4 protein-coding genes are annotated in these 3,305 nt (G+C 64.5%); 3 read left to right on the top strand and 1 reads right to left on the bottom strand.

The features are described 5' to 3' along the window. The coding region (locus V7116_RS25660) for a hypothetical protein (RefSeq protein WP_324394853.1) at positions 1–592 on the top strand (592 nt) is incomplete at its 5' end. Between the two features lie 56 nt (positions 593–648). Then, entirely contained in the window at positions 649–1,437 is a 789-nt protein-coding gene (locus tag V7116_RS25665; RefSeq protein ID WP_324394854.1) for an enoyl-ACP reductase FabI, read from the top strand. Positions 1,438–1,688: 251 nt separating this feature from the next. On the opposite strand, the gene V7116_RS25670 is transcribed toward V7116_RS25665, so the two are convergent. Then, complete coding sequence (locus V7116_RS25670) at positions 1,689–2,015, bottom strand: hypothetical protein (RefSeq protein WP_324394855.1); 327 nt, start codon at positions 2,013–2,015, stop codon at positions 1,689–1,691. A 241-nt stretch (positions 2,016–2,256) separates the two neighbouring features. On the opposite strand from V7116_RS25670, the gene xseA reads away from it, so the two are divergent. Beyond that, on the top strand, positions 2,257–3,305 hold a 1,049-nt coding region (gene xseA / locus V7116_RS25675), incomplete at its 3' end, for an exodeoxyribonuclease VII large subunit (protein ID WP_324394856.1).

Genomic DNA, 3,305 nt, shown 5'->3' on the forward strand with positions numbered 1-3,305 from the left:
CGCGCCGTTCGTGCTGATCGCTGCCGCAGCCGGGCTTCACACGCAGATCGCGGGACGGCCCCGGCTGGACTGGTCCGCGATCACGCTGGCGCAGGCCGGGCTGGCGGTGGTGCTGGCCGTGACGCTGAACGTCATCCAGACGGATTACGACCCACCGCCCGATCCGCCCGGCGACGTCGAGGTGACGCGCCCGGCGGGCGTGACGTTTGGCGGGGCGCTGACGCTGGCCGGATGGGATGCGGTGGCGGAAGACGGCGCGATCACGCTGCGGCTGGAGTGGCTGCCCGCGCACCAACTGACCGACGCGTACTGGTTTTCCGCGCTGCTGATCGATCCAGGCGGCGCGCCGCTGGACGAGGCGATGGTCTGGCAGCCGTTCGACACGCACTATCCGACGACGTGCTGGCAGGCGGGAAAACGCATCGGGGAGACGATCACGATCCCCCTGCCGGAAGGCGCGTCCTCCGGCGACTGGTGGATCAGTCTGGCCGTGCTCGACGGCGAATCGGGCAGCTATACGCGGCTGGCAAGTGCCGCCCCGGACGGCGTGACGGACACGCAGGTGGGGCTGGGTCCGGTAGCCGTGCCGTGACGAACGCGCCTGCTGCGTGTTACGATCAGTACACTGCACATAGGAGGCAATCAACTATGGGACTTTTGGACGGCAAAACAGCCCTGGTCTTCGGGGTCGCAAACAACCGCTCGATTGCGTGGGGCATCACCCAGGCGCTGGTGCGCGAAGGCGCAGCGGTCGGGTTGAGCTATGCAACCGAAGCGCTGGAAAAGCGTGTGTTCCCGCTGGCAAAAGAGGCGGGCATCGACTTCGTGGAGAAATGCGACGTCACCTCGGACGAACAGATCGAGGCAACGTTTGGCAAGGTGCGCGATCAGTTCGGCAAGCTGGATATTCTGGTGCACGCGGTCGCGTTCGCGCCGGGTGAAGAACTGGGCGGGCGCTTCCGTGACGTCACGCGGGACGGCTTCAAGCTGGCGCTGGACATCTCCGCCTACAGCCTGATCCCGATGGCGAAGTACGCCGCCGACCTGATGCCCGACGGCGGCAGCATCATGGCGCTGAGCTACTACGCCGCCGCAAAGGTCATGCCGCGTTACAACGTGATGGCGATTGCGAAGGCCGCGCTGGAAAACATCGTGCGCTATCTGGCCGCCGACCTCGGCCCGCAGGGGATCCGCGTCAACACGCTCAGCCCCGGCCCGATCAAGACGCTGGCGGCGGCGGGCGTGCCCGGCTTCCGCACCATGCTCAATTACAGCGAAAAGGTTTCCCCGATGCGCGAACTGGTCACGCAGGAAGACGTCGGCAACGCGGCGGCGTTCCTGGCGAGCGACTGGGCCAAGAACATCACGGGCGAAACGCTGTACATCGACGGGGGCTATAACGTGCTGGGCCTGACCGCGACGGAAGAAGATCTGTAGCGAGCAGCAGCCAGTTTTCAGCGATCAGCTGAAACGAAGGTTCCGCCGTGCGGCGGGTACTCATCCGCAAACGAGCATAACATTTCGTAGGGGCGTATAAACCATACGCCCCTATGCATGTATGCCGTACGGCAAATTTGGAAGCGCGGTATCGCAGGGCAGTTGTTCGTGGCGGGCGAAAGCAAGCCCGCTCCCCACGGATCGGCGGAGAAAAAAAACGGTTCCCCCGCTCAAAAAAAGCAGAACAAGCGCTAGGCCAGTTCGGTCAGGAACTTGGAAACAGGCCGCTCCAGCGGAGCCACCCGCGCACCCACGTAATCGTAGCTGACGCTCATCTTCTTTTCGCCCGGCGCAGAGATGACCGGCTTGTCGGTCACGTCCGCGTCCTGCTTTTCCACCAGCGTCACGCTGATCCCCTGGTTGGGCATCAAATAGAGGGTGCGGTACTCGTCGTGGTACGAGTTGCGGAACAGCTTCATCACGGCGTCGGGATCGATCCGCCGCATTTCTTTGCGCGCGTCCTTCCAGGACATGGCGCTGAGGCGCTGGGCTAACTGATCACGCTCGGTTTCATTCATGGCAAACTCCGGTCAAAGCGGCACGATAGACACAGCGTCCCGGCGTGGGGACGGGTTATTTTTTCAGGGCGCGATCATTTTAACACGCTTTCGGCCCCCGGTCATCGCATTACGCCAGAAGATGTCTGGAAACTGACACGAAAGCGTCAGCAGACTGGCGGCTTGGTCAGGATCGCTGATAGCCTCACCCGGCGGTGTAGGGTACAATTCTGTTACTTAACGCACAGTTCAGTTGGGCACGATGGCCGATACTTTTACCGTCCACCAGATTACCCTTTACATCCGCGATCTGTTCGACCTGGATCTCACGCTTCAAAACGTGTGGGTTGAGGGGGAAATCAGCAACTTCAAACAGGCGGCGTCCGGCCACCTTTATTTCACGCTGAAAGATGCCAACAGCGAGCTGACGTGCGTGATGTGGCGATCGCAGGCCGCGCAGTTGAGCGTCCTGCCGCGCCACGGCGACGCCGTGCTGGCGCATGGGCGCATCGCGGTGTATGAAGCGCGCGGGCAGTACCAACTGTACTGCGACCTGCTGCAGCCCGCCGGAATCGGGGAGCTGAACCGGCAGTTCGAGCTGCTGAAGGCCAAACTCGACGCGGAAGGCCTGTTCGACCCGGCGCGCAAGCGCGCCCTGCCCCGCACCCCGCACCGCATCGGCGTGGTAACCTCGCCCACAACGGCGGCGTTCCAGGACATTCAGAACGTGATCCGCCGCCGCTACCCGCTGGTCGAAATTCTGCTCAGCCCCACACCGGTCCAGGGCCGGGACGCTGCGCCGCAGATCATCGCCGCGCTGGACCGGCTCAACCGCCGCGACGACGTGGACGTGATCCTGCTGGCACGCGGCGGCGGCAGCCTGGAAGATTTGTGGTGCTTCAATGACGAAGCGCTGGCGCGGGCCGTGGCGGCCTCGCGCATTCCGGTCGTAACGGGTGTGGGCCACGAGATCGACTTCACGCTGGTCGATTTCGCCGCCGATCACCGCGCGCCGACACCCTCCGCCGGGGCAGAACTGCTCACGCCGGATGGGGCCGCGCTGCGCCAGGAGATCCGGCTGCGCCGCGACCGGCTGGAAGCAGCTTTAACCAACGCTGTCGATGTACGCCGCAGCCGTCTGGATACCAGCGTGCGCTGGCTCGACCGGCTGTCGCCTGCCATAACCGTCCAGAACGCGCGCCAGCGGATCGACGATCTCACGGCGCGGATGGATGCCGCGTTGGGGCGCGGCCTGGAACGCCGCCGCGACCGGCTCGACGCGCGGACGCGCGCGCTGCACGCGGCCAGTCC

The sequence above is a fragment of the Aggregatilinea sp. genome (assembly GCF_036822615.1).
Classification (GTDB): Bacteria; Chloroflexota; Anaerolineae; order Aggregatilineales; family Aggregatilineaceae; genus Aggregatilinea.

What these genes read in the sequence shown, in the direction of transcription:
- V7116_RS25670 (WP_324394855.1), bottom strand. Translation starts at nt 2,015, where the DNA reads ATGAATGAAACCGAGCGTGATCAGTTAGCCCAGCGCCTCAGCGCCATG.
- V7116_RS25665 (WP_324394854.1), top strand. Translation starts at nt 649, where the DNA reads ATGGGACTTTTGGACGGCAAAACAGCCCTGGTCTTCGGGGTCGCAAAC.